The organism is Nonomuraea sp. NPDC004186 (genome assembly GCF_053603495.1).
This window is the reverse complement of sequence record NZ_JBSGFQ010000018.1, coordinates 96,030-123,015: the sequence shown is the minus strand read 5'-3', so window position 1 is coordinate 123,015 and position 26,986 is coordinate 96,030. Positions and strand designations below refer to the sequence as shown.

The 26,986-nt window shown below is 69.2% G+C and carries 28 protein-coding genes and 2 riboswitches; of the genes, 6 read left to right on the top strand and 22 right to left on the bottom strand.

Annotated features, from left to right (window positions below):
* Positions 1-21: 21 nt before the first annotated feature.
* From ACWEPL_RS17570 to ACWEPL_RS17560, 3 genes are all read right to left on the bottom strand, one after another.
* Positions 22-510, bottom strand: coding sequence for an RDD family protein (locus ACWEPL_RS17570; RefSeq protein WP_363977735.1), 489 nt, complete (start codon positions 508-510; stop codon positions 22-24).
* A gap of 110 nt (positions 511-620) precedes the next feature.
* Entirely contained in the window at positions 621-1,991 is a 1,371-nt protein-coding gene (locus ACWEPL_RS17565) for an RDD family protein (protein ID WP_452436766.1), read from the bottom strand.
* A gap of 85 nt (positions 1,992-2,076) precedes the next feature.
* Positions 2,077-2,646 carry an amino-acid N-acetyltransferase gene (locus ACWEPL_RS17560; protein ID WP_363977729.1) on the bottom strand — a complete coding sequence of 190 codons (570 nt, stop codon included), beginning with the start codon at positions 2,644-2,646 and terminating at the stop codon, positions 2,077-2,079.
* Positions 2,647-2,922: 276 nt separating this feature from the next.
* A riboswitch (cyclic di-AMP (ydaO/yuaA leader) is annotated at positions 2,923-3,071 on the top strand.
* Positions 3,072-3,166: 95 nt separating this feature from the next.
* Here ACWEPL_RS17560 and ACWEPL_RS17555 point away from each other — a divergent pair.
* The gene (locus tag ACWEPL_RS17555) at positions 3,167-4,117 is read left to right on the top strand and encodes a C40 family peptidase (RefSeq protein WP_363977726.1); all 951 of its coding nucleotides are present in this window, start codon (positions 3,167-3,169) and stop codon (positions 4,115-4,117) included.
* A 26-nt stretch (positions 4,118-4,143) separates the two neighbouring features.
* On the opposite strand, the gene ACWEPL_RS17550 is transcribed toward ACWEPL_RS17555, so the two are convergent.
* From ACWEPL_RS17550 to lysX, 3 genes are all read right to left on the bottom strand, one after another.
* A complete protein-coding gene (locus ACWEPL_RS17550) occupies positions 4,144-4,356 on the bottom strand; it encodes a LuxR C-terminal-related transcriptional regulator (RefSeq protein WP_043615366.1) in 213 nt (70 codons plus the stop codon).
* Between the two features lie 642 nt (positions 4,357-4,998).
* Complete coding sequence (locus ACWEPL_RS17545; protein ID WP_449897344.1) at positions 4,999-5,400, bottom strand: winged helix-turn-helix transcriptional regulator; 402 nt, start codon at positions 5,398-5,400, stop codon at positions 4,999-5,001.
* An 84-nt stretch (positions 5,401-5,484) separates the two neighbouring features.
* A complete protein-coding gene (gene lysX, locus ACWEPL_RS17540) occupies positions 5,485-6,966 on the bottom strand; it encodes a bifunctional lysylphosphatidylglycerol synthetase/lysine--tRNA ligase LysX (RefSeq protein ID WP_350723744.1) in 1,482 nt (493 codons plus the stop codon).
* Between the two features lie 146 nt (positions 6,967-7,112).
* Between lysX and ACWEPL_RS17535 the strand changes: the two genes are divergently transcribed.
* Positions 7,113-7,604 (top strand): hypothetical protein, encoded by a 492-nt coding sequence (locus tag ACWEPL_RS17535; protein WP_350723746.1) that lies wholly within the window; start codon positions 7,113-7,115, stop codon positions 7,602-7,604.
* Between the two features lie 66 nt (positions 7,605-7,670).
* Here ACWEPL_RS17535 and ACWEPL_RS17530 read toward each other — a convergent pair whose 3' ends face one another.
* From ACWEPL_RS17530 to ACWEPL_RS17505, 6 genes are all read right to left on the bottom strand, one after another.
* On the bottom strand, positions 7,671-8,453 hold the full coding sequence (locus ACWEPL_RS17530) for a type III pantothenate kinase (RefSeq protein WP_363977717.1): 783 nt from the start codon (positions 8,451-8,453) through the stop codon (positions 7,671-7,673).
* 3 nt (positions 8,454-8,456) lie between these two features.
* A complete protein-coding gene (locus ACWEPL_RS17525) occupies positions 8,457-10,982 on the bottom strand; it encodes an L-aspartate oxidase (protein ID WP_452436765.1) in 2,526 nt (841 codons plus the stop codon).
* A gap of 63 nt (positions 10,983-11,045) precedes the next feature.
* Positions 11,046-11,552, bottom strand: a complete 507-nt coding sequence (locus ACWEPL_RS17520) for a DUF6624 domain-containing protein (RefSeq protein WP_452436764.1) — start codon at positions 11,550-11,552, stop codon at positions 11,046-11,048.
* A gap of 19 nt (positions 11,553-11,571) precedes the next feature.
* Positions 11,572-12,408 carry a pantoate--beta-alanine ligase gene (gene panC, locus ACWEPL_RS17515; RefSeq protein ID WP_452436763.1) on the bottom strand — a complete coding sequence of 279 codons (837 nt, stop codon included), beginning with the start codon at positions 12,406-12,408 and terminating at the stop codon, positions 11,572-11,574.
* A 16-nt stretch (positions 12,409-12,424) separates the two neighbouring features.
* Positions 12,425-13,315 carry a Rossmann-like and DUF2520 domain-containing protein gene (locus ACWEPL_RS17510; protein WP_363977705.1) on the bottom strand — a complete coding sequence of 297 codons (891 nt, stop codon included), beginning with the start codon at positions 13,313-13,315 and terminating at the stop codon, positions 12,425-12,427.
* A 441-nt stretch (positions 13,316-13,756) separates the two neighbouring features.
* Positions 13,757-13,984: a chaplin family protein gene (locus tag ACWEPL_RS17505; protein WP_350723755.1), complete on the bottom strand. Its 228-nt coding sequence runs from the start codon at positions 13,982-13,984 to the stop codon at positions 13,757-13,759.
* Between the two features lie 186 nt (positions 13,985-14,170).
* Here ACWEPL_RS17505 and ACWEPL_RS17500 point away from each other — a divergent pair, with 186 nt between their 5' ends.
* Positions 14,171-15,133: an SAM-dependent methyltransferase gene (locus tag ACWEPL_RS17500; protein ID WP_452436762.1), complete on the top strand. Its 963-nt coding sequence runs from the start codon at positions 14,171-14,173 to the stop codon at positions 15,131-15,133.
* On the opposite strand, the gene ACWEPL_RS17495 is transcribed toward ACWEPL_RS17500, so the two are convergent.
* Together ACWEPL_RS17495 and ACWEPL_RS17490 are read right to left on the bottom strand one after the other, a co-directional pair.
* Complete coding sequence (locus tag ACWEPL_RS17495) at positions 15,117-16,310, bottom strand: cytochrome P450 (RefSeq protein ID WP_350723759.1); 1,194 nt, start codon at positions 16,308-16,310, stop codon at positions 15,117-15,119. The genes ACWEPL_RS17500 and ACWEPL_RS17495 overlap by 17 nt on opposite strands.
* Positions 16,311-16,319: 9 nt before the next feature.
* Positions 16,320-17,057, bottom strand: a complete 738-nt coding sequence (locus tag ACWEPL_RS17490) for a TerC family protein (RefSeq protein WP_363977695.1) — start codon at positions 17,055-17,057, stop codon at positions 16,320-16,322.
* A 112-nt stretch (positions 17,058-17,169) separates the two neighbouring features.
* Positions 17,170-17,285: riboswitch (SAM riboswitch) on the top strand.
* A gap of 45 nt (positions 17,286-17,330) precedes the next feature.
* Here ACWEPL_RS17490 and ACWEPL_RS17485 point away from each other — a divergent pair.
* Entirely contained in the window at positions 17,331-18,623 is a 1,293-nt protein-coding gene (locus ACWEPL_RS17485) for an aminotransferase class V-fold PLP-dependent enzyme (protein ID WP_452436761.1), read from the top strand.
* 44 nt (positions 18,624-18,667) lie between these two features.
* Here the strand turns inward: ACWEPL_RS17485 and ACWEPL_RS17480 are convergent, their stop codons facing one another.
* Complete coding sequence (locus tag ACWEPL_RS17480) at positions 18,668-19,318, bottom strand: DoxX family protein (RefSeq protein WP_355193552.1); 651 nt, start codon at positions 19,316-19,318, stop codon at positions 18,668-18,670.
* Between the two features lie 123 nt (positions 19,319-19,441).
* Between ACWEPL_RS17480 and ACWEPL_RS17475 the strand changes: the two genes are divergently transcribed.
* A complete protein-coding gene (locus ACWEPL_RS17475; RefSeq protein WP_452436760.1) occupies positions 19,442-20,587 on the top strand; it encodes an NADH-quinone oxidoreductase subunit D in 1,146 nt (381 codons plus the stop codon).
* The gene (locus ACWEPL_RS17470; protein ID WP_363977687.1) at positions 20,584-21,651 is read left to right on the top strand and encodes an acyltransferase family protein; all 1,068 of its coding nucleotides are present in this window, start codon (positions 20,584-20,586) and stop codon (positions 21,649-21,651) included. Before ACWEPL_RS17475 ends, ACWEPL_RS17470 begins: the two co-directional genes overlap by 4 nt.
* Here ACWEPL_RS17470 and ACWEPL_RS17465 read toward each other — a convergent pair.
* From ACWEPL_RS17465 to ftsH, 7 genes are read right to left on the bottom strand one after another with little or no spacing between them, the layout of a single operon-like run.
* Positions 21,648-22,103, bottom strand: a complete 456-nt coding sequence (locus ACWEPL_RS17465) for a DUF3180 domain-containing protein (RefSeq protein WP_350723765.1) — start codon at positions 22,101-22,103, stop codon at positions 21,648-21,650. The genes ACWEPL_RS17470 and ACWEPL_RS17465 overlap by 4 nt on opposite strands.
* Positions 22,100-22,603, bottom strand: a complete 504-nt coding sequence (gene folK / locus ACWEPL_RS17460) for a 2-amino-4-hydroxy-6-hydroxymethyldihydropteridine diphosphokinase (protein ID WP_452436759.1) — start codon at positions 22,601-22,603, stop codon at positions 22,100-22,102. Before folK ends, ACWEPL_RS17465 begins: the two co-directional genes overlap by 4 nt.
* A complete protein-coding gene (folB, locus tag ACWEPL_RS17455) occupies positions 22,600-22,992 on the bottom strand; it encodes a dihydroneopterin aldolase (RefSeq protein ID WP_350723768.1) in 393 nt (130 codons plus the stop codon). Before folB ends, folK begins: the two co-directional genes overlap by 4 nt.
* Positions 22,955-23,401 (bottom strand): nuclear transport factor 2 family protein, encoded by a 447-nt coding sequence (locus tag ACWEPL_RS17450; protein WP_350723770.1) that lies wholly within the window; start codon positions 23,399-23,401, stop codon positions 22,955-22,957. Before ACWEPL_RS17450 ends, folB begins: the two co-directional genes overlap by 38 nt.
* Positions 23,398-24,255: a dihydropteroate synthase gene (folP, locus tag ACWEPL_RS17445; protein WP_350723772.1), complete on the bottom strand. Its 858-nt coding sequence runs from the start codon at positions 24,253-24,255 to the stop codon at positions 23,398-23,400. Before folP ends, ACWEPL_RS17450 begins: the two co-directional genes overlap by 4 nt.
* Before the next feature lie 57 nt (positions 24,256-24,312).
* Positions 24,313-24,891 (bottom strand): GTP cyclohydrolase I FolE, encoded by a 579-nt coding sequence (folE, locus tag ACWEPL_RS17440; RefSeq protein ID WP_192788835.1) that lies wholly within the window; start codon positions 24,889-24,891, stop codon positions 24,313-24,315.
* Positions 24,888-26,882, bottom strand: a complete 1,995-nt coding sequence (gene ftsH, locus ACWEPL_RS17435; RefSeq protein WP_350723774.1) for an ATP-dependent zinc metalloprotease FtsH — start codon at positions 26,880-26,882, stop codon at positions 24,888-24,890. The genes folE and ftsH overlap by 4 nt, the downstream gene beginning before the upstream one ends.
* Positions 26,883-26,986 lie beyond the last annotated feature (104 nt).

The window sequence follows — 26,986 nt, the reverse complement described above, 5'->3', positions numbered from 1 at the left end:
TCCTGCCAGGCACGGGATGGGTCAGCGAAGATCTTTTACCACACGCGTTCCGGCCAGCCTGTCATGCGGCCCGCGTTCCAGGGGCTTGTCGATCAGGATGAGCAGCCCCACGCAGAACAGGAGCATTCCGGCCACCAGATTGGCCACGGGAATGCCCATCAGCATGACGGGGCCCGGATAGACCAGGGCCCGTTTGAGCAGCGCTCTGGAGGCCACGTGGGGCGGCGCCAGGCGAATCCCCATGATCGCCTTGCCGAACGTCCTGCCGCGCCGGTAATGAGCCCACCAGTCGTAGCCGGTATAAGCCAGCCCCGCCGCCAGCCACGCGAACACACCGGGCAGCCGGCCCTCGAACGCCTCCAGCATCCCTACAGTCCGGAAGACGCCCCACAGCGCGATGAACAGAATGTAATAGAGCACCCCGAAGACGAACGCCTCAATCGCCCGGGCGGCGAGCCGTTCCCACCATTCCGCGGGCGGCGCGTCCGCCCGCGGCGGCGACCCGGCCATAACCCCCACCTCGCGTCATCAGCGGCTCAGGTTCCCCATTTTGGTACGGCCTGTGCACACAAAACAGGGGCCGACGCGAAGCCGGCCCCTGCTTTTACCTGACGCTTGGACTACTTGATCTTCACCACCACGGTGTTCGCGAACTTGTCCGCGAACGTCTGCTGCAGCGGCTTGTCCCAGAGCTGGGAGGCGCCGTTGACGCCCACGGCCGCGTAGGCGAGCAGCGTGCCGATGAAGCTCAGCGGGAGGGCGCCGAGCACATAGCCGCCCCAGGTGACGCCGGCGCGCTTGAGCGCCACGTCGGTCGGCAGGCCGCCAGGCGGTATGCCCTGGCCCACGGGGACGACCTTGATGCCCATGACCATCTTGCCGACAGTCTGCCCCTTCGCCTTCAGCAGGAAGAAGTCGTAGAGGACCCATATGACGGTCACGATGATCGTTATCAGGATGCCCACGACCAAGCTCGAGAAGAAGCCGCTGCTGCTGCCGCTGCTCGAGACGTAGCTGGCCACGAGGATCGCCGTCAGGATGGCGCTGATGACGAGGTTCACGATGAAGAGGATGACTCCGTCGATGAGCCTCGCCACCAGGCGCTGCCACCACTCCGCCAGCGGTGCCGGCGCGCCGGGCGGCTGCACGCCCACGGGCCCGGGCTGGCCGTAGGCCTGGCCGTAGCCGGGCTGGCCGTACTGCTGCGCCTGCCCGTAACCCTGCTGCCCGTACTGCTGCTGGCCGTACTGCTGGTCGCCGTAGCCCTGCTGTGCGTAGCCGGGCTGGGACTGCTGCTGCTGGCCGTAGCCCTGCTGGCCGTACTGCTGCTGGCCGTAATCGGGCTGCGACTGGGGCTGCTGCCCGTACTGCTGCTGACCGTAGTCCGGCTGGGACTGCGGCTGCTGGCCGTACTGCTGCTGGCCGTAGTCCGGCTGCGACTGGGGTTGCTGGCCGTACTGCTGGCCGTAGCCCTGCTGGCCCGACTGCGGCTGCTGCCCGTAACCCGGCTGGGACTGGGCCTGCTGGCCGTAGCCGGGCTGGGACTGCTGCTGCTGGCCGTACTGCTGGCCGTAGCCCTGCTGACCCGACTGCGGCTGCTGACCGTAGCCCTGCTGGCCGTACTGCTGCTGGCCGTAGTCCGCCTGGGACTGCTGCTGCTGCCCGTAGCCCTGCTGGGACTGGGCCTGCTGGCCGTAGTCAGGCTGGGACTGCTGCTGCTGGCCGTACTGGGGTTGCTGGCCGTACTGCTGCTGTCCGTACTGGGGTTGCTGACCGTACTGCTGTTGCTGTCCGTACTGCTGTTGCTGGCCATAGCCCTGCTGACCGTACGGGGGCTGCTGCCCATAGGCGTCGTCCGCCCGGTAGCCGATCACAGTCGCGTCCGGGTCGGGCTCGCCGGGGTGGCGGCCCTGGTTCTGCTGCCCGTAATAGGGAGGCGCAGAGTTGTCTCCGGATTCGTCCTGTGGATACGGCGGCTGTCCGGTGCTCACCGTGTCACCTCGCTTCGAGTGCGCATGTGGCACGTGTCAGGACACATGCCTGTGCTGCCCAACGTATCGACATAGGTATCAACAATCACCTTTCCATCTGGTCAAGGTCCACGTCACCCGATGTCAGGTGGAGCAGCATGCGGGTGTTTCCCAGCGTGTTCGGCTTGACGTGTTCAAGATCCAAAAACTCGGCAACACCCTCGTCGTACGAGGCCAGCAGTTCGGCGTAGACCTCAGGTGAGACCGGTGTGCCCTGAATCGGGCGGAACCCGAGTCGCGCGAAGAAGTCGACCTCAAAAGTAAGACAGAATACACGTCGCAGACCCAAATCCTTAGCCTGCTGGATCAGCGCGGAGACGATCCGGTGGCCGACGCCCATCCCCCGGCACTCGGGATCCACCGCCACCGTGCGGACCTCGGCGAGGTCCTCCCAGAGCACGTGGAGCGCGCCGCAGCCGACGACCTGCCCGCCTCGCTCGGCCACCCAGAACTCCTGTACGTCCTCGTACAGCGTCACCGTGGCCTTCTCCAGGAGCCGCGGCCCCGCCCCCGCGTAGGTGTCCACCAGGCGTCTGACCATGCGCACGTCGGGCGTGCGGGCACGCCGGACCACCACCGCGGTCTCGGGCACTGTCAGCTCGGCCACCTGCTCCATGGTTCTCCAGGGTACAGATCTCATTACGGCTCAGCCCTAACTCCCATGTCTCGGCCCATCTTGTTACATCTTGTGGTCAGATCGGCACGGGACCGCGCGGCCAGCTCGCACCCGCCGAAGGCGCGGACAAATAGGGCGTAGGGCCTCTTCTGCACGGGTGCCCACGAGATCACCTTGTGACCCTTCGGTTGTGAAACCTCTACAGACTTGGCAGTTCTGGTTGAGCACGAACCCGGAGTGCATTAGTGTCCAGCGACAATGTTTCCCGCGTGTCGCGCGGGAGGCACGCCCAATTCTCGCAAGAGAAGCCGGGGAACCGCCGGTGGCGACCTCCGACGCCACCACGGGGTGAATCCGAGTCTTTCGGTAGGGCTGCTCCGGCCCGAACCCGTCAGCTAACCCGGTAGGCGTCGACGAGAGGAGCTGGTTGGTGAAGCCCACGCTCAGCGGTGGGGGGAAGTCGGCGGGCAAGCACGCCCGCCCTCCGGAACGGGCCCGGCGGCCACGCCGCGTAGGTGTGGTGAGTCTCACAGTCGCCGCGCTGCTGTTCGCCATCCCCGTCGGTTCGGCGTCCGCGGATCCCGAGCCCTCGCTGAAAGAGCTCGCCGACCAGGCCACGAAGTTGCACACCGACATCGAGACGCTGAGCGAGCAGTACAACGGCCAGCGGGAGAAGCTCAAGACCGCCAAGAAGGCCGCCGAGGCCGCGGAGAAGACGCTGACGAGCAGCGAGACGGATCTCGCCGCCAAGCGCTCGAAAGCCGTCGCGCTGGCCCAGAACGCCTACATCACCGGCGGTCTGAAGACCCTCGCCTTCGCCACCTCCGACGACCCCGAGGGCTTCCTCAACCGCGCCGCGACCTCGTACGCGCTGCAGACCGAGCAGGGCGAGGAGATCAACCAGCTCACCAAGGCGATGGACACGGCCACCCGCGCCAAGGAGAGCGCCACGGCCCGCATCGACGAGGTCCAGAAGCTCGTCACGGACCTCGAGGCCAAGCGCAGCAAGATCACCAAGCTGGTGACGAAGGTCGAGAGCAGCCTGTTCAGGCGGGCCCTGGGCGAGGCCGGGCGCCCCGGCACGCGGGCCGTGCGCGTCAACCTGCCGATCCCGGGCTCGGGGAAGGCCGCTGAGGCCGCGCGGTGGGCGCTCACGCAGCAGCTCAAGCCGTACGTCTGGGGCGCCGAGGGCCCCGGCTCGTACGACTGCTCCGGGCTCGTCATGGCGGCGTTCCAGCGGGTGGGCATCTCGCTGCCGCACTACACCGGCGACCAGTGGACGGCCGGCCGGCACGTCTCGCGCGAGGAACTCCGGCCGGGCGACCTGGTGTTCTTCTACAGCGACCTGCACCACGTGGGCATCTACATCGGCGGCGGCATGATGGTGCACGCCCCGCAGACGGGTGACGTCGTACGGATCGCGTCGATCGCGAGGCGGCCGTTCGCCGGCGCGGTGCGCATCGCCGACTGAGCCCGCACCCCGGCGGTCCGCCGCGGCTAGATCAGCTGGCGGCGGGCTGCCCAGGCCACGGCCTCGATCGCCGTGGCCACGCCTATGCGGTCGCAGATGCCGCGCAATCTTCGTCGTACCGTGCGCCCGCTGATATCCAGCCGCCGCCCAACCCGATCGACCGTGACTCCCTTGGCCAACTCCGCCAGCAGCGCCAAATCAGCATGGCTGAGCTCAACGCCTTCAGTGAGCACATCCATCGGGAGCCCTCCCCCCAACAGCAGAACTTGGACCTCACAGACGGGCCAAAGCCGCTCCTCGCAGACGGTAAACGCATCGTGGAAAGGTCGTCAAGCATGACAATCGCCGCACTTGACGAGCGCTATTGACATGATCCGCTATATATGACGCACTCGCGATATGTCAGAACGTAGAGTGATCACATTGGGGCTTCCGGAATGGCCCTGACCAGCGTTCCGGTTTTCGATCAGTTCGCCATGGATATTCCGCATGATCGATACCCGCGTTATCGCGGGACACGCGTCCGTGACGCGATCTTTCCGGCGCACGGGAAGCCACCAATCGCTCGCTTTGTGCAGCGCTCCCACATGATCCGACAACCCAGGTCAGGCAGTTGATTAAGGCAATTGGATCAATCCGCCATGGCAATTGCCGCCGGGGGTTCAGGTCGGCGGCCCGCCGGGTGGCGGGCGTCCTGCTCTGACCGCCGGGCCGGGCGGCCTCGTTTCCGGGTGCGCGTGCCCGGCGGGATCACAGGGGTGGCTGGGGCACCACGGACGCTCCCTGACCCGCGCCTCCGCGGCCTTGACGCGATGCTTACAAGCGGCTTCGGATCGGAAACCGGGCGGCCCGGAAGCCGGATTCGCGACGGCGATGATCGCTCAGGCGCCGGCGGCGTCGTAGCGGTCCCTGGCGGCCTCGACGTCCTCCATGTGCGCCTCGGCCCAGCTCTTGATCGCGGCCACCAACGGCATCAGGCTCTCGCCCAGCGGGGTGAGCGCGTAGTCCACCCGTACCGGCACAGAAGGGGTGAGCGTGCGCGAGACCAGGCCGTCACGCTCCAGGCCGCGCAGGGTCTGCGTGAGCATCTTCTGGCTGACGCCCGCGATGCGCCTGGACAGGTCGCTGTAGCGGCGCGGGCCCTGCGCCAGCGCGGTCAGCAGGAGGGTGACCCATTTGTCGCTGAGAGTGTCGAGCAGCTTCCTGGAGGGGCATTCGGCGAAGTACGCGTCGAAGACCTGCCTGGCCTCGTCCCGCTGCTCCGCCGCCGTCTTCGTGGCCATCCGCTCGCCCCTTCCCGATCCCTGCTTACCAGGAGAGAGTAGAGCGCCCGGGGCGGGCGCTCTACGACGGCGGCAGGACGCGGGTCAGTGGGTGGGCTTGACCAGCGGGAACAGGATGGTCTCGCGGATGTTCTTGCCGGTGAAGGCCATGATCATCCGGTCGATCCCCGCGCCCATGCCCCCCGTGGGCGGCATCGCGTACTCGAGGGCTTGCAGGAAGTCCTCGTCCAGTTGCATCGCCTCGAGGTCGCCCCCGGCGGCCAGGAGGGACTGCTCCACCAGGCGGCGGCGCTGCTCGATCGGGTCGATCAGCTCGGAGTAGGCCGTGCCCAGCTCCGTGCCGAAGCCGATCAGGTCCCACTTCTCGGTCAGCAGCGGGTTGTCCCGGTGCTGGCGGGTCAGGGGCGAGGTCTCCAGCGGGTAGTCCATCACGAACGTGGGCTGGACGAGCGTGTGCTCCACCAGCGCCTCGAAGAGCTCCTGCACCAGCTTGCCCTGGCCCCACTTCGGGTCCCAGTGGATCTCGCGCCGATCGGCGATCTTGCGGAGCTCCTCCAGGCCGGTCGCGGTGGTGATCTCCTCGCCCACGGCCTCCGACACCGCGCCGTACAGGGTGATGCGCGGCCACCGGGCGATCCCGAGGTCGACCTCCACCCCGTCATGGACGACCACCGTGGTGTCCAGGGCGGCCACCACGGCCTTCTGGTACATCCGCTGGGTCAGGTCGGCCATGTCGTTGTAGTCGAGGTAGGTGCCGTAGGCCTCGAGCATCGTGAACTCGGGGTTGTGCGTGGAGTCGGCGCCTTCGTTGCGGAAGTTGCGGTTGATCTCGAAGACCTTCTCGATGCCCCCGACCACGAGCCGCTTGAGGTAGAGCTCGATCGCGATGCGAAGGTAGAGCTCCATGTCGTAGGCGTTGATGTGGGTCTTGAAGGGCCGGGCCGCCGCGCCGCCGTGGATGGGCTGCAGCATGGGCGTCTCGACCTCGAGGTAGCCCTCCTCGTGCCAGAAGTCGCGCACGGCGCGCACCGTGGCGCTGCGCAGGCGGGCCATCTTCCGCGACTCGTCGTTGACGATGAGGTCGACGTAGCGCTGGCGGACGCGCGCCTCCGGGTCGGTGAGCCCGACGTGCTTCTCCGGCAGCGGACGCAGGCACTTGGCGGTGATCTGCCAGCTGTCGGCGAGGATGGACAGCTCGCCGCGCCGCGAGGTGATGACCTCGCCGGTCACGCCCACGTGGTCGCCCAGGTCGACGTCGCGCTTCCACGCGGCCAGCGAGTCCTCGCCCACCTTGTCGAGCGAGATCATGACCTGCAGATCGGCGCCGCCGTCGCGGAGCGTGGCGAAGCAGAGCTTGCCACCCACGCGGTTGAGCATGACGCGCCCCGCGACCGCGACCGTGTCGCCGGTGGCGGTGTCGGGCTCCAGGCCCTGGTATTTCTCCCGGACCTCGGCGTTGGTGGCCGTACGGGGGAAATTCACCGGGTAAGGGTCGACGCCTTCGCTGCGAAGGCGGTCGAGCTTCTCCCTCCGGATGCGCATCTGCTCGGGAAGTTCGTCGCTCACAAGAACAAAGGGTAGGGGATATGGCGACCTGCAAGGGTTCGTCGGCACGCTGCAGGACCGCTGCAAGAGCCCTCTTCTATCAATGTCTCACGAGCTCAGGGGGGAACCGGTAGGGAGCCGGTCCAAGGGGAGCTCAAGGAGAGAAGATGTTGAAGAAGATCGCGACAGGCTTCCTCGCCGTCGCCGCCACCAGCGCTCTGGCCCTGTCGCTGCCTTCCGCCGCCAACGCCGCCACGGCCGGCGCCGCGAACCACGACGACGACTACTCCGACTACTGGAGCCCCGTCTACTCCAAGAACGGCCTGGCGAAGTCGCAGGGCTGGATCGGCGTCAGCTGGGACGAGGACGGCGAGTCGAACGAGGTCACCGTCAAGGGCCGGCTCTACGACCTGGACAACCGCGACGAGGACGAGGGCGGCAAGTGCGCATTCGTGAAGTTCGAGGCCAGCGACTTCGACCACGACTGGTCGCCGGTCTTCTCCAAGAAGTACTGCGGCTTCCCCGGCTACAAGAAGTTCACCTTCTCGGAGAACGACGTCTTCAGCGTGCGGGTGAAGGTCTGCCAGATCGGCCAGTACAGCAACTACCCCACGAAGTGCAGCCCCTGGGACTACATCTACACCGCCGAGAGCGAGTGACGAGTCGTCCCCGGACGTGCGAGCGGCCTCCCACCCGAGCGGGAGGCCGCTTTTTCCTGTCGGGGCTCAGGCCGTGTTCCGCTTGTAGATCAGGCGCAGGCCGATGAGCGTCAGCCACGGCTCGTGCACGTCGATGGAGCGCGACTCGCCCACCACCAGCGCCGCGTGCCCGCCCGTGGCCACCACCGTCACCTCGTCGGGGTCGTCGGCCAGCTCGGCCGCCATCCGCTCCACGATCCCGTCCACCTGGCCCGCGAAGCCGTAGATGATGCCGGCCTGCAGGGCCTCCACGGTGTTCTTGGCGATCACCGAGCGCGGCCTGACCAGCTCCACCTTGTGCAGTTGGGCCCCGGCGGCGGCCAGCGCGTCGACCGAGATCTCGATGCCGGGCGCGGTCACCGCGCCGACGTACTCGCCCTTGGCCGACACCGCGTCGAACGAGGTCGCGGTGCCGAAGTCGACGATGACGCAGGGGCCGCCGTACTGCTCGATGGCCGCCAGCGCGTTCACGATGCGGTCGCTGCCGACCTCTTTGGGGTTGTCCATGCGTACGGGCACCCCGGTGCGGATGCCCGGCTCCACGATCACCGCCGTCACGTCGCCGTAGTAGCGGCGGCACATCTCACGCATCTCGTTGAGCACGCTCGGAACGGTCGAACAGATGGCGATGCCGTCAATGTCGGCCCCCTTGAGCAGCGGTGACTGCGCCAGCAGCCCCTGGAGGACGACGGCGATCTCGTCGGCGGTGCGGCGGGCGTCGGTGGCCAGCCGCCAATGCTCGATGACGTCCTCGCCCTCGAACAGCCCGAGCACGGTGTGCGTGTTGCCGACGTCGATCGTGAGCAGCATCAATTACCCCCGCAGATCCAATGCGATGTCCAGAGCCGGCGCAGAGTGCGTCAGCGCTCCCACCGCCAGATAGTCAACGCCAGTTTCGGCCACGCGACGAGCCGATTCCAAGGTCAATCCCCCGCTGGCTTCGAGCGCAACCCTGTTCCCTGCCCGATTTTTCACGACATGTACGGCGCGGTCCGTGTCCTCGATCGTGAAGTTGTCCAGCAGGATCTCCTCGGCCCCCTCGTCCAATACGGCCTCCAGTTGATCGAGCCGGTCGATCTCCACCTCGATCGGCAGGTCGGGGTAGCGCTCCCTGACCGCCCTGAACGCCTCGGCCACCCCACCGGCCGCCACGACGTGGTTGTCCTTGATCAGCGCGGCGTCCGACAGCGACATCCGGTGGTTCACGCCGCCGCCGCAGCGCACCGCGTACTTCTCCAGCGCCCGCAGCCCCGGCAGCGTCTTGCGGCTGTCCCGCACGCGCGCCGCCGTGCCGCTGATCGCCTCCACCCACCTGCCGGTCAGCGTGGCCACGCCGGACAGGTGCGTGAGCAGGTTGAGCGCGGTGCGTTCGGCCGTCAGCAGGGCCCGTACCGGCCCCTCGACCGTCATCAGCACGTCTCCGGCCCGCACCCGCTCGCCGTCCTTGGCCCTCCTCTCGGTACGGGCGGCGCCCAGCCGGACGAACACCGCCTCCGCGACCGCCAGCCCGGCCACGACGCCGTCCTTGCGGGCCACCACGTCGGCCACCGAGCGCTGCTCGGCCGGGATCGTGGCCAGGCTCGTCACGTCGCCGGCCTCCTGCAGGTCCTCGGCCAGCGCCCGGTCGATCAGCGCGTCCACCTCGGCCGGGTCCAGCCCGGCGGCGGTCAGCTCCTGCGCCAGGCGCGGCGGAGTCGCGTCGCCGTGGGGCGTGTACGTCATGCGGGGGCCCTCCTCGGTCAGGGTCACGTCCAGGTGGCCCAGCCATTCGTTGTCGTCACGGGTGCCGTAGTCCTCGCGCCAGTGCGAGCCGCGGGTCTCGAGCCTGGCCGCCGCCGCGCCGGTGAGCACGGTGGCGACGGTGAGCAGGTTGGTGGCCTCCCAGGACTCGGTGCAGGCGGGCACCTCGACCGGCGTCCAGCGGGCGTCGCGCAGCGCCCTGGCCGTGGCCAGCAGCGACTCGCGGCTGCGCAGCACGCTCGCCCCGGTGCTCATGTGGCCCTGGATCCTGGGCCTGACCCTCGGGTCCACCAGGCCGGAGGCGGCGCCGCTCTCGATCGGCTCGCCCGGCGCGGGGCGTACCGCCTGGATGTCCTCGGCGATGCGCTCGGCGAAGACGAGCCCTTCGAGCAGGGAGTTGGAGGCCAGCCGGTTGGCGCCGTGCACGCCGGTGCAGGCCACCTCGCCGCACGCGTACAGGCCCTCGATCGAGGTACGGCCGCGCAGGTCCGTCATGACGCCGCCGCTCGCATAATGGGCGGCCGGGGCCACGGGGATCGGCTCGGTGGCCGGGTCGATGCCGTGCTCGCGGCAGACGGCGTAGATCGTGGGGAAGCGGGTCTCCCACTTCTCGCGGCCGAAGTGGCGGCCGTCGAGGTACATGTGGTCGCGGCCCGTCTCGCGTATCCTGCGCATGATCGCCTTGGCCACGATGTCGCGCGGCGCCAGGTCGGCCAGCTCGTGCGCGCCCTGCATGAACCTGACACCCTCGTGGTCGACCAGGTACGCGCCCTCGCCCCTGACCGCCTCCGAGATCAGCGGCTGCTGGCCCGTCGAGCCCTCGCCGAGCCACAGCACGGTCGGGTGGAACTGGACGAACTCGATGTCGCGCACCACGGCCCCGGCCCGCAGCGCGAGCGCGACCCCGTCGCCGGTGGAGACGGCGGGGTTGGTGGTGGCCGAGTAGACCTGGCCCATGCCGCCGGTGGCCAGCACCACCGCCCTGGCACGCACCGCGCCCACCCCGTCGCGGGCGCCTTCGCCCATGACGTGCAGCGTCACTCCCCTGGCCCGGCCCCGCGCGTCCTTGAGCAGGTCGAGCACCAGCGCGTGCTCGATCACCTCGATCTCCGCGGCCCGTACGGCCTCGACGAGCGCCCGCTGCACCTCGGCGCCCGTGGCGTCGCCGCCCGCGTGCACGATCCGGTCGCGCCGGTGCCCGCCTTCCCTGGTGAGCTGGAGCTCCCCGTCGGGGGTGCGGTCGAAACGGGCGCCGCGGCCGATGAGCCGCCGCAGCGCGCCGGGCCCCTCCGTGACGAGCGTGCGCACCGCCCGCACGTCGCACAGCCCGACGCCGGCGATCAACGTGTCGTTCAGGTGCTCGTCAGGGGTGTCGCGGGGGTCGAGCACGGCCGCGATGCCGCCCTGGGCCCACCGGGTGGAGCCCGCCGACAGCACGTCCTTGGTGACGACCAGCACCTTGGCGGACGGTTCCAGCTCCGCGTGGCGCAGGGCCACGGTCAGGCCCGCGACGCCGGAGCCGATGACGACCACGTCCGCCTCGACGGTCCAGCCGGCCGCGGGCGCGGTCAGCCGCAGGGGAATCGCCGGTGCACTCATCAGGGATCTCCTCACTGAGGGATTTCGTCAATATGACGATAACGCCTCGTGCGGAGTGAGATGTCAGCGGCCCTCTGTTTTCCGGATGAACGCCTCGTACTCGGCGAACGGCTCCAGCCCCACGGCCGCGCGACGCTCGTCGAGCAGGCCGGGGTCCTCGATCGGCATGGGCTCCAGGCCGCCTACGCCGTCGTGGAACTGCGTCCCGTAGAGCTGGGGACGGCCCGAGCGGACGCGTACCCGGTCCTCCAGGTACGCGAAGTCGCGCGGCGAGGCCTCCTCGCGCTCGACCGCGTCGGCCATCGCCTCGTGGAAGACCCGCTGGGCCCGGCGGGAGGTGGCGTGCTGGGCCAGCAGCCAGGCCGCCCGCGCGGCCCGGTGCCCGACCTGCGAGACCAGCGGCCAGCCGCGGGTGGCGACCACGGAGTGGAGCCAGGCGGTGTTTCCCTCGTCGAGCTTCTGCAGCCGCGCCAGCTGCCGGTCGTCGGGAAAACCCTTGGCCGGGTCGCGCATCGCCTGGTCCATCTCCATGCGCCGGAGCAACTCGTCCCGCAGCTCCTCGTCGGTCATGACCCGACGGTAAACCGCCTCAGGCGGGATTCAAGGTGAGGGTGACGTTGTCGATCAACCGGGTGGTGCCCACCGTGGCGGCGACCGCGAGCACGGCCATCCCCGCGTACGACTCGTCGACCTCGGCGAACGTCGCCGGATCGACCAGCGCCAGATAGTCGGTCGTCAGCCGGGGCCCGGCCGCGTCGAGCACCTCCTGGGCCACCGTACGGACCCGGGCCGGGGTGAGCTCGGCCGCGCCCGCCCGCAGCGCGCGGGAGAGCGCCAGCGCCACCTGGCGGTCGTCGTCGGACAGGTAGCGGTTGCGGCTCGACAGGGCCAGGCCGTCGGGCTCGCGTACGGTCGGCGCCCCCAGGATCTCGATGGGCAGGTCGAGGTCGGCGACCATGCGGCGGATGAGGGCGAGCTGCTGGGCGTCCTTCTGCCCGAAGACCGCCAGGTCGGGCTGGACCAGGTTGAACAGCTTGAGCACGACCGTCAGCACGCCGTCGAAGTGGCCGGGCCGGAAGGCGCCCTCGACGATCGAGCCCATATGGCCCGCCGAGACGCTCACCTGGCGGTCGGACGCGTACATCTCCGCGGCGTCCGGATGGAAGACGACGTCCACGCCCTCGGCCCGGCACACGTCCAGGTCGGCGTCGAATGTACGGGGATAGCGTGAAAAATCCTCGCTTGGGCCGAATTGCAGGGGGTTGACGAAGATGCTGACCACGACCTGATCGGCGCGGACGCGGGCCTGCCTGATCAGCGACCTGTGCCCCTCGTGCAGCGCACCCATGGTGGGCACCAGAGCCACTGCACCACCCCGACGCGCCTTGACCAGGTCTTCCCGGCCCTTGGCGACGATCAACTCCATAAGATGCCCCTTACCGTCAGGTCCATATATTGCCCCCCAGCGCGTCGAGGAGCCGCTCCGCCTCCTCCGGTTTGAGCAGCCCCGCGGCCAGCGCGCGGTCGGCCGTGAGGCGGGCCAGCGCGATGTAGGCGTCCGCCGCCTCGGGCGCCGCCAGGATCAGCGCGTCCACGTGCCTGCGCACGGTGCCGGCGTCGCCGCGGACGACCGGGCCGGTCAGCCCCGTGATGCCCAGCCGCAGCACGTTGTCGAGCGCGGCCCCGAGCAGCGGGCCCAGCATCCGCCCCGGGTGCTCGACGCCGATGCGCCCCAGCAGCTCCTGCGACTCGGCGATGAGGGTGACCATGTGGTTGGCGGCCCCGGCCAGCGCCGCGTGGTAGAGCGCGCGGTCGGCGTCGGCGATCCAGACCGGCTCGCCGCCCATCTCGATCACCAGGGCCTCGGCGATGGGCCGCAGCACGTCGGGGGCGGTCACGCCGTACGAGATGCCGGTGAGCTTGTTGAGGTCGTCGTCCCTGCCCGTGAAGGTCATCACCGGGTGCAGCGCGAGCGGCAGCGCGCCGGCCTTGGCCGCCGGCTCCAGCACGGACAGCCCGTACGCCCCGCTGGTGTGCACCAGCAGCTTGCCGTGGAGGTCGGCACCCGTCGTGGCCAGCCCGTTGACGAGGTCGGGCAGCGTGTCGTCGGGCACGGTGAGCAGGATGAGCTGGGCCTGCGCGACCACCTCGTCGGGCCTGGACGGCTTGACGCCGAGCCGGTCGGCCGCCCATCGCTGTGAATTGTCCGAAACGCCGCTCGCGGCCGCGATCCGGTGGCCCGCCTGAGCCAGTGCGGCACCGAGGGCCGAGCCGACCTTGCCCGCCCCGAGTACGCCGACAGTCAGCCGTGCCGGGCGATCCCCTGCGTCCATGACGTCACACCCCTGTCGACCTGCTGATGAGAAGCCTGCCGGGCGGACTGCCGCCCTGGCCTCAACCAGGCACGACGAGCTGGACTCCGGTCCGACGAGCAGGCTTCTGTTGTGGCACTGCCGACCAGCGTAACGGCCTCCCAAGGGCTGCGGACTGTCGGGCGCGTCTCGCGACTCGCCCGAGGGCTCCTACGTGACCGCGGTTTTGCCGCCCGTTGAGTTAACGACAAAAGCGACAAGGGCATACAAAACGTGCACCCCCTGTCGGAAGAGATGAGGAGAGGGGTTTCATCGCATGGCAGCGGGCGCCGAGTCCCCTCATCCAGGACCCGACGCCCGCAGGATGTGACCTCTTGGAGGTGCGACCGGCCGGCCGCTCGCCGACCGACCAGCCGGAGTCGGAGCCCGGGCCGGACGAGTGCCGGCCCGGGCTCTCTTCTTTCAGTGGTGGCTCGGCACGTAGGCGGTGGCGCCGCCCTGGCAGCCGGCGAACGCGGCGCCGATGACGGCCACGGCGTTGCCACAGATGTTGATCGGGATCGCGATCGGAAGGTGCAGCTGGTTGCCGCCGAGCACACTGCCGTTGCCGCTGGTCGTGTCGGCGTGCGCCGGGGCCGCGAGCGACAGCATGGCGACGGCTCCTGTGACGACCATGACCTTCTTCAGCACGAGGGCTCCTCTCGGTTTCGCGGCCTGGGGCCGCTGGTGCTTGCTCGGGAGCGGTCGGTCGCGCCAAATGGGGGTGACGCAACGCGCACGCTCGATGACATTAGGTAAACGTACCGCAAGTCGGCGACAATGAGTAGCCAAACGATGACGATGCGTGTCACCCGAAAGTCATGAGATAGTCCTGACATGTGGCTCACCTGGCGCGCCGCAATGGAGCGCGCGCTGTACGGCGAGGAGGGCTTCTACCTTCGCGAACGCCCTTCGGGCCACTTCCGGACCTCGGTCAGCGCCTCCCCGGCGTTCGCCGACGCGGTGCTGGCATTGCTGTCGGAGGTGGACGCCGAGCTCGGCGGTCCCGACGTGCTCGACCTGGTCGACATCGGCGCGGGCGAGGGCACGCTGGTCGCCCAGGTGCTGGAGGCCGCCGAGCCCGCGCTGCGCGACCGGCTCCGCGTCACCGCCGTCGACCTCTCCCCCAGGCCGGACGGCCTGCCCGAGCGGATCGCCTGGCGGCGGAGCGTGCCCACCGGCATCACGGGCCTGGCCATCGCCAACGAGTGGCTCGACAACGTGCCGCTCGACGTGGTGGAGCAGACCTCCGCCGGGCCACGCCTCATCATGGTGAACGTCCGCACCGGCGAGGAGCGCCTCGGCGGGCCGCCGCGACCGGACGACTGCGCCTGGCTCGACCGGTGGTGGCCGCTGACCCGGGTGGGCTCGCGCGCGGAGATCGGCCGCCCCCGCGACGAGGCGTGGGCCTCCGTCCTGGGACGCCTCACAAGGGGCCGAGCGATTGCCGTGGATTATGCACACCCTGTGGATAACCGGCCGCTCTGTGGCACGTTGACCGGTTACCGCGACGGCGCGGTCGTTGCCCCGATCCCCGATGGGACCTGCGATATCACGGCTCATGTCGCGCTTGACGCGTGCGCCGAGGCCGGGCGCCAGGCCGGCGCGATATCCACAGCCTTGTCCACACAGCGCGACGCGCTGAGGGCTTTGGGGATCACCGGCACCAGGCCCCCGATCGACCTGGCCCGCACCGAGCCGCGCACCTACATCCGGGCGCTGGCCAGAGCGTCGGAGGAGGGTGAGCTGATCGACCCGGCGGGGCTCGGCGGGTTCGGCTGGCTCAGCCAGCGGCGGTGACCTCCAGCGACCGCAGCCCCCTGATGATGTAGCCGGGCTTCCAGCTCGGCTCCTCCCGCAGTTCGAGCTTGGCCGCCCGGTCCAGGAGAGCGCCGTACGACTCGATGAGCTCGATGCGGGCCAGCGGCGCGCCCAGGCAGAAGTGGATCCCGGCCCCGAACGAGATGTGCGGATTGTCGGCCCGCCCCACGTCGAGCCGGTCCGGGTCCTCGAAGACCGCCGGGTCGCGGTTGGCGGAGCCGAACAGCAGCGCCACCTCCGACCCGCGCGGGATCTCCACCCCGTGCACCTCGATGTCCTCCAGCACCCAGCGTTCGAACATCTGCAGCGGCGTGTCCCAGCGCATCACCTCCTCGACGGCCGTGGGCAGCAGCGAGCGGTCCTCGCGCAGCCGGGCCAGTTCGGAGGGGTTGCGGAACAGGGACCACCAGCCGTTGCCCGTCACGTTCACGGTGGCCTCGTGTCCGGCGTTGAGCAGCAGCACGCACGTGCCGACCAGCTCGTCCTCGGTCAGCTCGTCGATCTGCGCCAGGGCGCTGATCAGGTCGTCGCCGGGAGCCCGGCGGCGCTCCGCGGCCAGGGTCTTGAGGTAGTCGGCGAACTCCGACGCCGCCCGTACCGCCGTGTGCTGGGCCTCAAGGCTCGGGTTGAGCTCGTACATGCCGCAGATCTCCGCCGACCAGGGGCGCAGCAGGTGGCGGTCGGCGTGGGGGATGCCGAGCATCTCCGCGATCACCGTCACCGGGAGCGGCTCGGCTACCTCGGCGAGCAGGTCGCCGCCGCCCTTCTCCACGAACGCGTCCACCAGGCCCGCGGCGATGGCGCGCACCCGGGGACGCAGCGACTCGACCATGCGCGGAGTGAACGCCTTGGAGACCAGCCGGCGCAGCCTGGTGTGCACCGGCGGCTCCACGTCGAGCATGCCCGCCCTGATCACCCGCCAGAACGGCTCCTGGAACTCCGGCTCCGCCGGCCTCCCGAACTCCTCGTTGGTGGCCACGTGGAGGTGGGACCGCCCCAGGCGGCGGTCCCTGAGCAGGGCGTTCACGTCGGCATGACGTGAGATCAGCCACTGGTTCGTCGGCTCGAAGTAGCTGACCGGCGCCTCGCGCCTCAGCTCGTCGTACACCCGGTACGGGTGCGCCACGAAATCCGGATCCCAAGGGTCAAATCGCACTATTTCATCTTAAGGAGTGAGGTCCTCCTGTGGCGCCGTCCGCTTGCTCCGCATCCGGATGTTCAGCAGCTCGACGACGAGCGAGAACGCCATCGCGAAGTAGATGTAGCCCTTGGGGATGTGCTGGCCGAAGCCCTCGGCGATGAGCACCACGCCGATCAGCACGAGGAACGACAGCGCCAGCATCTTGATGCTCGGGTGCCGGTCCACGAACCTGCTGATCGGCCCCGACGCGAACAGCATCACCAGCACCGCCACCACGACCGCCGCGATCATCACGCCGAGCGTGTCGACCATGCCGACGGCGGTGATGACGGAGTCGAGCGAGAACACGATGTCCAGCACCATGATCTGGATGATCACCGAGGCGAAGGAGGCGGCCGCGGCCTTCTTGCCGTCCTTGCCCACGGGGCCGTCCATGCTGTGGCCGATCTCGGTGACGCTCTTGCCCAGCAGGAACAGTCCGCCGAGCAGCAGGATCAGGTCGCGTCCCGATATTTCGTGACCGAAGACGGCGAACAGCGGCTCGGTGAGCTGCACCACCCACGACAGGGCGAGCAGCAGGAGCAACCGGGTGATCAGCGCCGCGCCCAGACCCAGCACCCGGGCTCTGTCCCGTTGTTCGGGAGGTAGTTTCCCGGCCAGGATGGAGATGAAGATGATGTTGTCGATCCCCAGCACGATCTCCAGGGCGACCAGGGTGAAGAAACCGATCCAGATCTGCGGGTCGGTTACCCAGTCCAACATTTACGCACCTCCATGACACATGAGCGGGATTTCCGGTAGCAACGAGTCAGCCGCCGGATAAGTTCACCGACTTGCGATCGATGGAGGGGATTGGGTTATAGTCTCCGCCGTAGGTCATGAGTGCCAGCGACAAGCCCCGGCTAGCTGGCCGGCAACCCTCGCGTCCGCGGCGGGGTGCCCCGGGTGAAGACCTGGTCCGTCACGAAGTGTGGCGGGCAAGCGCGGGCTCCGTGGCTGCTTCCAGGGGTCCGATGACCCTGAGGGAGATGTGCCGTGTCCACGTTGACGATCTTCAGCTCCGTCCCCGCTCGCGCCGCCGAGGCCGAGGCCGTTCCGGTCGCCACGGGCAGGCCGATCCCCGCCGTGCTCGGGGCCGACCTCGAGGTGCCGGTCAAGGGCGGCCGGCTCGTCGGCTACGCCAACCTCGACTACGCCGCCAGCGCCCCCTGTCTCGAGCCGGTCAGCGCCGCCGTCACCGCGGCGCTCCCGGCCTACTCCAGCGTCCACCGGGGCGCGGGCTACGCCTCGCAGCTCACCACCGCCCGCTACGAGCAGGCCCGCCACACGGTCCGGGCGTTCGTCGGGGCCCGCCCGGACGACGCCGTGATCTTCACCCGCAACACCACCGACGCCACGAACCTCCTGGCCCGCTGCCTGCCCGCCGGCACCACCACCGTGGTCTTCGACACCGAGCACCACGCCTCTCTCCTCCCCTGGGAGAAGTCCGTACGGCTGGCGCCGCCCGCCTTCCCCGGCGAGGCCGTCCGCGCCGCCGACGCGGCCCTGGCCGGCATCGACGGCCCCAAGCTGCTCGTGGTCACCGCCGCCTCCAACGTCACCGGCGAGCTGTGGCCCATCGCCGCCCTGGCCCACGTCGCGCACCGGCACGGCGCCCGCATCCTGGTGGACGCCGCCCAGCTCGTACCGCACCGGCGGCTCAACCTGACCGCGCTCGACCTGGACTACGTGGCCTTCTCCGGGCACAAGCTGTACGCGCCGTTCGGCGCCGGGGTGCTGGTCGGGCGGCGGGACTGGCTCGCGGACGGCGAGCCGTACCTCAAGGGCGGCGGCGCGGTGCGCTCCGTGGGCGACGACACCGAGTGGCACGACGACCCGGAGCCGCGCCACGAGGCGGGCACCCCGAACGTGCTGGGCGCCATCGCCCTGGCCGCCGCCTGCGACGCGCTCACGGCCACCGGCTGGACCGCGCTGGTGCGGGAGGAGGAGCGGCTGATCGCGCGCCTGCGGTCCGGGCTGGCCTCGATCGAGGGCGTACGGGAGCTGTCGCTGTGGGGGGACGACCACCCGCGCGTCGGCATCGTGTCGTTCACCGTGGCCGGCTACTCGGCCCGCGAGGTGGCCGAGGTGCTGTCCGGCGAGTACGGCATCGGGGTGCGCGACGGCAAGTTCTGCGCGCACCCGTTCGTCCGGCACCTGTTGGGTGAGGCCGACGGCGGATGTGAGGACGGCACCGCTTCCGCGGTGCGGGCCTCCATCGGCATCGGCTCCACGCAGGAGCACGTGGACCGGCTGGTCGAGGCCGTGCGGGACCTCGTGAATCGCTGAGTCGGCCGCTGGGTGAGCCGCTGAGTGAGCCGCTGGGTGTGCCGTTAGACGGCGTCGGAGCGGTTCGGCGGCTTGCGGTGCGGCGGCGGCTCGTCGGAGACCAGGGCGTCGATGTCCCTCATGTCGTCGTCGTTGACCCCGCCGGCCCGGTGCTCGGTCGGCTGCCTGGGCACCCGAGGCGCCTCGGCGGGCGTCGTGAGGCCGGCGGGCCTGGTCGTGACGTTCGACGGCTCCGGACGCTGTGGCCGCGCGGCGCTTTCCTCCTCGGCGGCCCGGCGTTCCGAGCGCCGGCGGAACATCGCGGCGAAGATCCCGTCGATCCCGATCCGGCCGCCCCCCAGCGCCAGGAACAACAGGGCCAGTGCCCCGAGCGCGCCGGGCAGCTCCCAGCCGCCGGCGCTGGACAGCACCCCGTGCCCCGCGTGCACGTACGTGATGGCGCCCAGCATGTTGATCAGCAACAGCAGCCCCACCAGGCGCACCAGCAGGCCCAGGATCAGGAAAATGCCGCCTGCCATCTCGATGAGGGTCGCGAACATGGCGGCGAGCTCCGGCATCGGGATCCCCATCCCCTTGAACGCCTGCCCGGTGGCCGCAAGGCCGCCCTCCCACTTCTGCGCGCCGTGGACCAAGAAGATCACGCCGGTCACCACCCGTGCGATCAACGCCGCGACATCAAACACAACTCTCTTCATGGTGTTATCTCCCCCCGGTTCCTTGTATTCCTCCCCGTGTCCGAGTTAGGGATGCGTTTCCGTACCATTCCTTGACCCGGCCCCGCCCTGGCCCAGCAACCGGCGCGGTGGCAGCATTGCCATATGACGGAACGTGTGGTCGGGATCGGCGCGGGTGCAAAAGAGCTGGCCACCGAGGACATGATCCTCAACATCGGCCCGCAGCACCCGTCGACCCACGGGGTGCTCCGGCTCAGGCTGACGCTCGACGGCGAACGCATCACCGCCGCCGAGCCGATCATCGGCTACATGCACCGGGGCGCGGAGAAGCTGTTCGAGGTCCGCGACTACCGTCAGATCATCATGCTGGCCAACAGGCACGACTGGCTGTCGGGGTTCGCGAACGAGCTGGGTGTGGTGCTGGCCGCCGAACGCCTGCTCGGCATGGAGCCCCCGGTCCGGGCCGTGTGGGCGCGCACGCTGCTGGCCGAGCTCAACCGGGTGCTCAACCACCTGATGTTCCTCGGCTCCTATCCGCTGGAGCTCGGCGCGATCACGCCGCTGTTCTACTCGTTCAACGAGCGCGAGCGCATCCAGGCGGTCATGGAGGAGATCTCCGGCGGCCGCATGCACTACATGTTCAACCGGGTCGGGGGCCTCAAGGAGGACCTGCCGCTCGGCTGGCTCGACCGGGTGTCGGAGGCCGTCGCGGAGACCCGCCGCCGCGTGCCCGACATCGAGAACCTCATCCTGCACAACGAGATCTTCATCGCCCGCACCAGTGGCGTCGGCGTGCTCTCCCGCGAGCAGATCACGCAGTACGGCGTCAGCGGCCCCATCGCCAGAGCCTCCGGCGTGGACTTCGACCTGCGCCGCGACGACCCGTACCTCGCCTACCCCGAGTTGCCCGTGAAGGTCGTCACGCGGCAGGCCGGCGACTGCCACTCCCGGTTCGAGGTGCTGTTCGACCAGCTCAAGGTCTCGCTCGACCTGGCCGAAGCCTGCGTCTCGCGGCTGCGCTCGCTGCCTCCCGGGCCGATCAACCAGCGCCTGCCGAAGGTGCTCAAGGTGCCGGAGGGCCACACGTACGCGTGGACCGAGAACCCTCTCGGCATCAACGGCTACTACCTGGTCTCCAAGGGAGACAAGACCCCGTGGCGGCTCAAGCTGCGCTCGGCCTCGTACAGCAACGTCCAGGTGCTGCGGGAGATGCTGCCCGGCCACCTGGTCGCCGACATGGTGGCCATCCTCGGCTCGATGTTCTTCGTCGTGGGTGACATCGACAAGTGAAAGTCGAGCGCGACAAGTACGTCGACTGGCTCCGCGCCCTGAGCCTCTGCGTCGTGGTGGTCTGGCACTGGGCGTTCACCATCCTGGAGTGGAAGCCGAGCGGCCCCGAGCCCACCAGCCCCCTGGGCTTCACCTCGGGGCTGTGGATCCTGACCTGGCTGCTGCAGGTGCTGCCGCTGTTCTTCTACGTCGGCGGCCACGTGCACCTGCTGTCCTGGGAGCGGGCCAAGGAACGCGGCGTCGGCATCGGCTCGTTCGTCTGGCGGCGCATCCGCGCGCTGGCCTTACCCGCCCTGTTCCTGTCCGGGGTGTGGATCGCCATCGGGGCGGTCGTGACGTACACGTTCCAGGTCGACTGGATGTGGCGGGTGGTGCTGCTGGTGCTCAGCCCGCTGTGGTTCCTGGGCGTCTACCTCGTCCTGATCGCGCTGCTGCCCGTGGCGCTCTGGCTGCACCGCCGCTACGACGTGCTGGCGCTGATCTGGCTCGGCGGCGCGTCGCTGGTGGTGGACGTGGTGCGCTTCCGGTACGGGGTCGACTGGGTCGGCTGGCTCAACATGATCATCGTCTGGGGGCTCGCCCACCAGGCCGGGTTCTTCTACGACCGGATCGTCATCCTGCCCAGGCGCTATGACGTCGCGGTGCTCTGGACGGGGCTGTTCGCCCTGTTCGGCCTGGTCTATTCGGGCATCTACCCGGGCTCGATGGTGGGCGTGCCGGGCGACAAGTGGTCGAACATGGCGCCGCCCACGTTCGTGATCGTCGCCCTGCTGCTGTTCCAGGTCGGGCTGGTGGAGGTGCTGCGGCCGTCGATGGAGCGGGTGCTGGAGCGTCCGGGCTGGCGCCGGGTGAACGAGTTCATCAACCGGTACTCGCTGCCGCTCTTCCTCTTCCACACGACCGGGATGGCCATCGCGCTGGGCCTGTCGTGGTGGCTCTTCGGCAGCCTGGGCACCGAGATCCCGCCGGACCTGAAATGGTGGCTGGAGCGCCCGATCGCCATCCTCGGCCCGCTGATCTGCACCGCCCCGGTCATCTATCTTTTCGGCAGGCGCTCGTCTTAGTCCGGTTTGTGCTCGTCCTGGTCCTTGGGGATCCGGCAGGCGTGCTCCAGGTAGAGGGCGGCGCAGATCAGCGCCACGCAGGCCACGAACGACCCCGCCGCGACGAAGAACTCCGCCCGCGGCGTCTCCCGGTCCAGGATCTGCACCGTGTAGAGCCCGAACCCGGCGAACAACCCGCCGAACACCGCCCCCGCGTACGCCGACGCCTTGGCCAGCGCCGCCAGCCGGGCCACCGACAGCGGCTCCACCGGCTTGGTGCCCGGCTTCCTGGCGATCCTGGCCTTGGTCACCCAGGCGCTGTAACCCTCGCCGATGGCCAGCAGCAGCACGGTCGGGATCGCCGTCCACGGCATCAGGGGCAGGTCTGAATAGAAGGGCCTGACCGCCGCCCACGCGATCAGCGCGACAACAGCGATGATGCCGACCAGGCGGCCCGGATGGGTGGGCTTCAATCGGGCCTCTGCAGCTTCAGGTCGTCGCGCAGGCGTACCCCCTGCTGGTCGATGCCCGCCAGCAGCTCCGCCACCCGGCCGCGTCCGGGCACCACCGCGTCGGGGTCGGCCTTCGCCCACGGCACGAGCACGAACGCGCGCTCGTGAGCGAGCGGATGCGGCAGCGTCAGCTCCGGCTCGTCGCAGATCGTGTCGCCCACCACGATCAGGTCGACGTCGAGCGTGCGCGGACCCCAGCGCTCGGCGCGCACCCGCCCGAAGGCGTTCTCCACGCTCTGTGCCCGCTCCAGGAGCGTGCGCGGCTGCAGGGTGGTCTCCGCGATCACGACCGCGTTGAGATACGGCTTCTGTCCCGGCGGACCGCCCACAGGGTCGGTCTCGTAGACCGGCGACGCCTGGACGAACTCCAGCCCCGGGGCGTCGAACAGGGTGTCCACGGCGCCTTGCAACGTCTGGAACCGGGGCCCCAGATTGCTGCCGAGAGCGAGGACGACTTTCATACGCGGCTCCGCTCAATGGTCACGACCACGTCGTCGAACGGCAGCGGGATGGGCGCCGCCGGTTTGTGCACGCTCACCTCGACCCTACGCACCAGCTCACTGGCCAGGCACACGTCGGCCAGCCGCTGCGCGAGCGTCTCTATCAACGCGACCGGCTCGCCCTCCACGACCTTGACCAGCGCCTCGGCCAGCTCTCCGTAGTGGACGGTCTTGGTGAGGTCGTCGCCGGCCGCGGCCGGCGCGGTGTCGAGGAACAACGTCGCGTCCACGACGAACTCCTGCCCGAGCTCCCGCTCGGCAGGGAGCACGCCGTGCCTCCCCCTGGCCCGCAGGCCCTTGAGAGCGATGCGATCAGGGCTCAAGCTCGCCTTCCTCCTCCTCGTCGTCATCTCCCTGGAGCACCGGCGAACCGTGGTGCATCCACAGCCGCCAGCCCTGCGGGGTGCGGATGTAGACGTTGCTGGCCACCACCTTGCCCGCGGCGAAGCTGGACTCACCCTCCTCGCCGGCGGTGAGGATGTTCTCGACGCAGGTGAGCACGGCCACATCGCCCAGCACGGTCGTGTCGACGTCGGTCAGCACGAACTGGATGTAGGTGGTGTTGGCCATGATCAGGGCCCACGACCGCAGCACCTCGGACCGGCCGCTGAGCAGGGTCCAGCCCGGGTGCACGCAGCTCACCTGGTCGTCGGCGGTGTCCTCGGCCCAGATCTCGGTCATCTTGTCGAGATCCGCGTTCTCGATCGCGGCGTAGAACTCCTGGTTGATCGTCTCGATCGCGACGGTGTCGACGCTCATGTGTTGGCTCCGGCTCTCTTCCATGCGGCTGCCACGCGTACGGCATCGGCGTTGGGACCCACCTCGTGGACGCGTACGCACCAGGCGCCCGCCTGGGCGGCCAGTGCGGTCACGGCCAGCGTCGCGGCGTCGCTGCGGCTGAACGGCCGGGGTGTGCCGTCAGGACCTGCCAGCAGGCGCCCGAGGAAGCGCTTGCGCGACGCTCCGATGAGCAATGGGTAGCCGAGCTCGGCCAGCTGGGGGATCCCGGCCAGCAGTGCCCAGTTGTGCTCGGCGTTCTTGGCGAAGCCCAGGCCGGGGTCGAGCACGATCTGCTGCTCCGTGACGCCTTCGGCCAGGACCAGATCGACCCGCTTGCCGAGCTCCTCGCGGACCTCGGTGACCACGTCGGCGTAGACCGCGCGGTTGTCCATGTCATGACTGTGGCCGCGCCAGTGCATCACGACGTACGGGACGCCGGTCGCGGCCACCACGCGCGGCATCTCCGGGTCGGCGAGACCACCGCTCACGTCGTTGACCAGCCGCGCCCCCGCCTCGACCGCGGCCTTGGCCACCTCGGCCCGCATCGTGTCGACGCTGACCGCCACTCCCTCGGCGTGGAGTGCCCTGATCACGGGGACGACCCTGGCCAGCTCCTCCTCGAGGGACACCCTGGCCGCGCCCGGACGGGTGGACTCGCCGCCCACGTCGACCAGGTCGGCCCCCTCCTGGACCAGCTCAAGGCCATGCTGGATGGCGGCCGCCTCGTCGAACCACAGGCCGCCGTCGGAGAACGAATCGGGGGTCACATTGACCACACCCATGACGAGGCACCGATCCGCACCTCCCGGCACGCTGATGGGCACGCTAGTCATGGGCCAAGCCTAGGCGCTCCCCCACACATGTTGACATCGTGGGTCCCCGTTCGGTCATCAACGACCCAGGATCAGCGCCATCGCCTCAGATCGGGTCTTGTCGCTCGTGCGGAAATCGCCGCGAACCGCCGAGGTGACGGTCTTGGCGCCCGGTTTGCGTACGCCGCGCATCGTCATGCACAGATGCTCGGCCTCGACCACCACGATGACTCCGCGCGGCTCCAGAACCCGCATGAGAGCGTCGGCGATCTGGGAAGTCATGCGCTCCTGGACCTGGGGGCGGCGGGCGAACACGTCGACCAGCCGGGCCAGCTTCGACAGGCCCGTCACCTGGCCGCGGTCGTTGGGGATGTAACCCACGTGGGCCACACCGTGGAACGGGACCAGGTGGTGCTCGCAGGTCGAGTAGACCTCGATGTCCCGGACGAGCACCATCTCGTCGTGATCGACGTCGAAGACCTTGGTCAGGACGTCTTCGGGCTTCTGGCCGAGCCCCGAATACTGCTCGGCCATGGCGCGGGCGACCCGGGCCGGCGTGTCGAGGAGGCCGTCGCGGTCGGGATCCTCGCCGATGGCGTAGAGGATCTCGCGTACGGCCTTCTCGATCCGGCCCAGGTCAACGTCGTACTGAGTCACACACTGTCCCCGGACGGGAGGGCGTCCTGGTGGCCCGCGGTGAGCGAGCCGTTGGCCGACTGCTCCTTGGGGGTCAGGATCGGCGGACGGTCGGAGGGGAGCCGCTTGCCGTAGCCCGCGTAGGACGGGCGGTGAGCCCTGACCACGACCGAGGCGAAGATCTCCAGCACCTGCTCGCGGGAGAGCGTCTCCTTCTCCATGAGCTCGAGCACCAGGTTGTCGAGCACGTCGCGGTATTCGACCAGGATGTCCCACGCCTGGTCGTGCGCCGTCTCGATCATCCGGCGGACCTCCTCGTCGATCGTGGAGGCGATCTTCTCGGAGTAGTCGCGCTCGTGGCCCATCTCGCGGCCCAGGAACACCTCGGCCTGGCCGGTGCCGAACTTACGGGCGCCGAGCTGCTCGCTCATGCCGTACTCGGTCACCATGCGGCGGGCGACCGCCGTGGCCTTCTCGATGTCGTTGGAGGCGCCGGTGGTGGGCTCGTGGAAGACGAGCTCCTCCGCCGCGCGGCCGCCGAGCAGCATCGCGAGCTGGTCCATCATCTCCGACCTGGTGGCCAGGAACTTGTCCTCCATCGGCAGCGTCATCGTGTAACCGAGGGCGCGGCCGCGGGACAGGATCGTGATCTTGTGGACCGGGTCGGAGTTGGGCAGCGCGTGCGCCACCAGCGCGTGACCGCCTTCGTGGTAGGCGATCATCTTCTTTTCCTTGTCGGACATGACCCGCGACTTGCGCTCGGGCCCTGCCATGACGCGGTCGATCGACTCCTCGAGGACGTCCATCGTGATCAGCTTCTGGTCGGCCCGCGCGGTGAGCAGGGCGGCCTCGTTGATCACGTTGGCCAGGTCGGCGCCGGTGAACCCGGGGGTGCGGCGCGCGATGACGTCGAGGTCCACGTTGGGGGCGAACGGCTTGCCGCGGCCGTGGACCTTGAGGATGCCCTTGCGGCCCTCGAGGTCGGGGCGGTCGACGGTGACCTGCCGGTCGAAACGGCCCGGGCGCAGCAGCGCCGGGTCGAGGATGTCGGGCCGGTTGGTCGCGGCGATGAGGATCACGCCGCCCTTGACGTCGAAGCCGTCCATCTCGACGAGCAGCTGGTTGAGCGTCTGCTCGCGCTCGTCGTGACCGCCGCCCAGGCCGGCGCCGCGGTGGCGGCCGACGGCGTCGATCTCGTCGATGAAGATGATCGCCGGGGCGTTGGCCTTCGCCTGCTCGAACAGGTCGCGCACACGCGAGGCGCCGACACCGACGAACATCTCGACGAAGTCGGAACCGGAGATCGAGTAGAACGGCACGCCCGCCTCACCGGCCACGGCACGGGCCAGCAGGGTCTTACCGGTGCCGGGCGGGCCGTACAGCAGCACGCCCTTGGGGATCTTGGCGCCGATCGCCTGGAACTTGGCCGGGGCCTGCAGGAACTCCTTGATCTCCTGGAGCTCCTCGATGGCCTCGTCGGCGCCTGCGACGTCGGCGAAAGTCGTCTTGGGGGTGTCTTTGGTGATGAGCTTGGCCTTCGACTTGCCGAAGTTCATCACCCGGGAGCCGCCACCCTGCATCTGGTTCATGATGAACAGGAAGATCAGCACGATGAAGACGATCGGCAGGAAGCTCACCAGGATGCTGACCAGGAAGTTCTCCTGGGGCACCTCGGTGGTGAAGCTCTTGGTCTTGCCGGCCTCGTACTGAGCCTGGAGTTCGTCGGTCAGCTTGCTGCCGTAACCGGTGACCCAGTTGGACTGGATCAGCTTCGTCGGGGCGTCGCCGGCCTTGACCGTGATGGGGTTGGTCAGCGTCACCTCGATCCGGTTGTCCTTGTCGACAATCTTGGCGTTGCTGACGTTTCCGGCGCGAATCTGCTGGAGAACCAGTGACGTGTCGGCCTGCTTGTAATTACCGCCGCCACTCCAAAGCTGAGTGACGAGTAGGAGCAGCACGACGATGCCCAGGATCCACAGCAGTGGCCCACGTGTAAATCGCTTGAGATCCATCCGATGCGGAACCCCTTGCGGGCCCGTCCCTTCCTGACCATGGCCTGGAACCCCGGGCTGGCCCGGGGCCGCGGCATCCGGCACCGCGACTTCTGACTACCCGA

What these genes read in the sequence shown, in the direction of transcription:
- ACWEPL_RS17570 (WP_363977735.1), bottom strand. Translation starts at nt 510, where the DNA reads ATGGCCGGGTCGCCGCCGCGGGCGGACGCGCCGCCCGCGGAATGGTGG.
- ACWEPL_RS17560 (WP_363977729.1), bottom strand. Translation starts at nt 2,646, where the DNA reads ATGGAGCAGGTGGCCGAGCTGACAGTGCCCGAGACCGCGGTGGTGGTC.
- ACWEPL_RS17550 (WP_043615366.1), bottom strand. Translation starts at nt 4,356, where the DNA reads ATGGATGTGCTCACTGAAGGCGTTGAGCTCAGCCATGCTGATTTGGCG.
- ACWEPL_RS17545 (WP_449897344.1), bottom strand. Translation starts at nt 5,400, where the DNA reads ATGGCCACGAAGACGGCGGCGGAGCAGCGGGACGAGGCCAGGCAGGTC.
- ACWEPL_RS17535 (WP_350723746.1), top strand. Translation starts at nt 7,113, where the DNA reads ATGTTGAAGAAGATCGCGACAGGCTTCCTCGCCGTCGCCGCCACCAGC.
- ACWEPL_RS17530 (WP_363977717.1), bottom strand. Translation starts at nt 8,453, where the DNA reads ATGCTGCTCACGATCGACGTCGGCAACACGCACACCGTGCTCGGGCTG.
- ACWEPL_RS17525 (WP_452436765.1), bottom strand. Translation starts at nt 10,982, where the DNA reads ATGAGTGCACCGGCGATTCCCCTGCGGCTGACCGCGCCCGCGGCCGGC.
- ACWEPL_RS17520 (WP_452436764.1), bottom strand. Translation starts at nt 11,552, where the DNA reads ATGACCGACGAGGAGCTGCGGGACGAGTTGCTCCGGCGCATGGAGATG.
- panC (WP_452436763.1), bottom strand. Translation starts at nt 12,408, where the DNA reads ATGGAGTTGATCGTCGCCAAGGGCCGGGAAGACCTGGTCAAGGCGCGT.
- ACWEPL_RS17510 (WP_363977705.1), bottom strand. Translation starts at nt 13,315, where the DNA reads ATGGACGCAGGGGATCGCCCGGCACGGCTGACTGTCGGCGTACTCGGG.
- ACWEPL_RS17500 (WP_452436762.1), top strand. Translation starts at nt 14,171, where the DNA reads ATGTGGCTCACCTGGCGCGCCGCAATGGAGCGCGCGCTGTACGGCGAG.
- ACWEPL_RS17490 (WP_363977695.1), bottom strand. Translation starts at nt 17,057, where the DNA reads ATGTTGGACTGGGTAACCGACCCGCAGATCTGGATCGGTTTCTTCACC.
- ACWEPL_RS17480 (WP_355193552.1), bottom strand. Translation starts at nt 19,318, where the DNA reads ATGAAGAGAGTTGTGTTTGATGTCGCGGCGTTGATCGCACGGGTGGTG.
- ACWEPL_RS17475 (WP_452436760.1), top strand. Translation starts at nt 19,442, where the DNA reads ATGACGGAACGTGTGGTCGGGATCGGCGCGGGTGCAAAAGAGCTGGCC.
- folK (WP_452436759.1), bottom strand. Translation starts at nt 22,603, where the DNA reads ATGAAAGTCGTCCTCGCTCTCGGCAGCAATCTGGGGCCCCGGTTCCAG.
- folB (WP_350723768.1), bottom strand. Translation starts at nt 22,992, where the DNA reads ATGACGACGAGGAGGAGGAAGGCGAGCTTGAGCCCTGATCGCATCGCT.
- ACWEPL_RS17450 (WP_350723770.1), bottom strand. Translation starts at nt 23,401, where the DNA reads ATGAGCGTCGACACCGTCGCGATCGAGACGATCAACCAGGAGTTCTAC.
- folP (WP_350723772.1), bottom strand. Translation starts at nt 24,255, where the DNA reads ATGACTAGCGTGCCCATCAGCGTGCCGGGAGGTGCGGATCGGTGCCTC.
- ftsH (WP_350723774.1), bottom strand. Translation starts at nt 26,882, where the DNA reads ATGGATCTCAAGCGATTTACACGTGGGCCACTGCTGTGGATCCTGGGC.